This is a genomic window from Luteibacter sp. HAY1-4A (assembly GCF_056755355.1).
The window spans coordinates 1-2,818 of sequence record NZ_JBNDHZ010000096.1; the positions used below are offsets into that span (position 1 = coordinate 1).

General features: G+C 64.9%; 3 protein-coding genes. All 3 read right to left on the reverse strand.

All coding sequences use genetic code 11. The features are described from left to right. Positions 1-136: 136 nt before the first annotated feature. Positions 137-796: a chemoreceptor glutamine deamidase CheD gene (cheD, locus tag ACPYOD_RS19015; protein ID WP_481303254.1), complete on the reverse strand. Its 660-nt coding sequence runs from the start codon at positions 794-796 to the stop codon at positions 137-139. Next, complete coding sequence (locus tag ACPYOD_RS19020) at positions 793-1,668, reverse strand: CheR family methyltransferase (protein WP_481303255.1); 876 nt, start codon at positions 1,666-1,668, stop codon at positions 793-795. The genes cheD and ACPYOD_RS19020 overlap by 4 nt, the downstream gene beginning before the upstream one ends. A gap of 3 nt (positions 1,669-1,671) precedes the next feature. Continuing rightward, on the reverse strand, positions 1,672-2,818 hold a 1,147-nt coding region (locus ACPYOD_RS19025; RefSeq protein WP_481303256.1), incomplete at its 5' end, for a methyl-accepting chemotaxis protein.

A 2,818-nucleotide genomic window follows, 5' to 3' on the forward strand; every position in this document is an offset into this window, starting at 1 on the left:
CCTTACGAACCAGGGCCGAATCGTCGACGATAAGAACGCGTACTTTCTGCATGGGTTCTGGCAACTCGGGTGGCTTGACGTCTCCGTCGGCGAACCGACCGGATACGGTATCGAGGAGAAGCTCCGACGACGCTCGTCAGAAAAGCTCCACCTCTCCCTTTATCGGATCATCTGCCAATCGCTTGAGGTATCGTTTCTCGCGATCGGCCAGGCTGTGGTCGTGCATGGAGCGCATCTGGCGCACGCGCACCTTGCCGCTCACCGGGAAGAACTGCACCTGGCGCGGGTAGATGTCGCCCACGTCGGCCGCGCACAGCTTCAGCTTCTCCGTGGCGATATAGCGCTGCACGAAGGCGATGTTGCGCTGGCCGATGTCGGTCATGGTGGCCAGCACGCGGCCGCCGCCGAAAATCTTCACTTCGAGGTCGTCGCGCTTGCCCCCTGCCTTCAGGATGGCATTGATCAATTGTTCCATCGCATCGTTGCCGTAGCGCGCGGCGCGGCCTACGGTGGAACTCCAACCGTCGCGCTCACCGGTCGGTTCCGGCAGCATGAAATGGTTCATGCCCCCGATGCGACGGCGCGTATCGCGCACGCATGCGGATACGCACGACCCCAGCACCGTGGAGATCATCTCCTCCTGCATGCTCACGTAGAACTCGCCAGGCAGGATCTTGACCGTTACCACTTCCTGCGCGGGATCCCAGAAGCGGCGCACGTGCTCGAATCCGGGCAAGACGCTCTTCGGATCGAAGCCGGCGAACGTCCGTGGTTGCAGGGCGAACGCATCGCTCATGTACGCTTCCGGTAGACCGTGCGGCCGATCAGGTCGAAGTCTTCGGACAAGCCATACATGGACTCCGAATGACCGAGGAACAGATAGCCGCGGCTTTCCAGCATGCCGGCATAACGGGCGAACAGGCGCTGCTTCGTGGGTTTGTCGAAGTAGATGACCACGTTGCGGCAGAAGATCGCATCGAAGCGGCCTTGCATGGGCCATTCGTGTAAAAGATTCAGGGGTTGGATCGCCACCAGCTCGCGCAGGCGAGGATGGACCTGCGCATATCCGTCGTAGCTGCCCTCGCCGCGGAGGAACCAGCGCTTGCGGCGCTCGTCGCTGACGCCGCCGAGACGGTCCACCGGGTAAACGCCCTTGCGCGCTGCGGCCAGCGCCTGCGGCGAGAGGTCGGTGGCGAGAATCTTCGCATCCACGTCGGCGTGCGTGCGCTCCAGCGCCTCGGCCAGCACCATCGCGATGGCGTAGGGTTCTTCACCCGTGGAGCAGCCCGCGGACCAGATGCGAAGCTTGCCACCGCCGCGCTTTTCCTCGAGCCAGCGCGGCAGCAACTCATCCACGAGCATGTCGTAGTGGTGCATCTCGCGGAAGAACGAGGTGACGTTCGTGCTGATGCAACTGGCGAGTTCGCCAAGTTCGGACTCGGGATCGCGCTTCAACAGGTCGCAGTAGGCCGCGAACCCGGGCAACGCCAGGGCCCGCAACCGGCGCAGGAGCCGTCCCTGCACCAATTGCCGCTTGTGGTCCCCGAGCGAGATGCCGCAGTGCTGCAGCACGAAATCGCGCAGGAAAGCGAATTCAGCTTCCCCGAGGGTAGGCCCCGCCGCGCCCGCCGGGCCGACGGCATCACCGCTGTCGACGAGCGCATTCATCGATCAGAACTCCTTCCACACGCCGGCGTCGGCGGCTTCGGCCGGACGCTGGGCACGCGGGGCCGGCGCGCTGCGCACGGCGGCGAACACCGTTTCCATCTCTTCCCGCGCCGAGTCCTTGCGCTTGGCCTTGGAGGCCGGCGTGGCGGAAGCGTTGCCCGTGATCTGGAAGAACGCAACCTGACGGCTGAGTTCGGTGGCCTGTTCGTGCATGGCACGCGCGGCGGCGGCGGATTCTTCGACCAGCGCGGCGTTCTGCTGGGTCATCTCGTCCATCTGCAGGACGGCGTGGTTCACCTGGTCGATGCCGGCCGATTGCTCCGAGCTGGCCGCGGCGATTTCGGCGACGATGTCGGTCACCTTCTTCACGCTGTCGACGATCTCGGCAAGCGCCTTGCCCGACTGGTCGACCAGCTCGGAGCCCGTGCGCACCTTGTCGGCGCTGTCGTTGATGAGGCCCTTGATCTCCTTGGCGGCGTTGGCGGAGCGCCCGGCGAGGTTGCGCACCTCGGTGGCCACCACCGCGAAGCCACGGCCCTGCTCGCCCGCACGCGCCGCTTCCACGGCGGCATTCAGCGCCAGCAGGTTGGTCTGGAAGGCGATTTCGTCGATGAGGCTGACGATGTCGGAAATCTTCTTGCTGGACGAGTTGATCTCGCGCATTGCGACGACGGTCTGGGCGACGACTTCGCCACCCTTCTCGGCCTGCTCGCGTGCACCGCGGGCCAGCTGGTTCGCATGGCTGGCGTTCTCGGCGTTCTGCTTCACCGTGGACGTCATTTCTTCCATCGACGAAGCGGTTTCCTCGAGGCTGGAGGCCTGTTCCTGCGTGCGCTGCGACAGGTCGTCGTTGCCACGTGAGATCTCCTGCGCGGCCGTGCTGACCGAGCCGGCGCCGTGGCGCACTTCCGAGACGATGGCGCTCAGGCGCTCGTCCATGGCGCGGAAAGCGGCCTGCAACTTGCCGAGTTCGTCGTTGCGGGTGACCTGCACATCATGGCCGAGCTTGCCCTCGGCAATGAGGTGAGCGATCGAAACCGTCTGTGCCAGCGTGCGCAGGATCGAGCGGATCACGAGGACGGCAATCGTCAGACAGACGACGAGGCCGATCACCAGGGCCGCGATGCTGAAAGCGCGAACGGCCTTGTAC

Coding starts and splice junctions, on each gene's coding strand:
- cheD (WP_481303254.1), bottom strand. CDS start 796: ATGAGCGATGCGTTCGCCCTGCAACCACGGACGTTCGCCGGCTTCGAT.
- ACPYOD_RS19020 (WP_481303255.1), bottom strand. CDS start 1,668: ATGAATGCGCTCGTCGACAGCGGTGATGCCGTCGGCCCGGCGGGCGCG.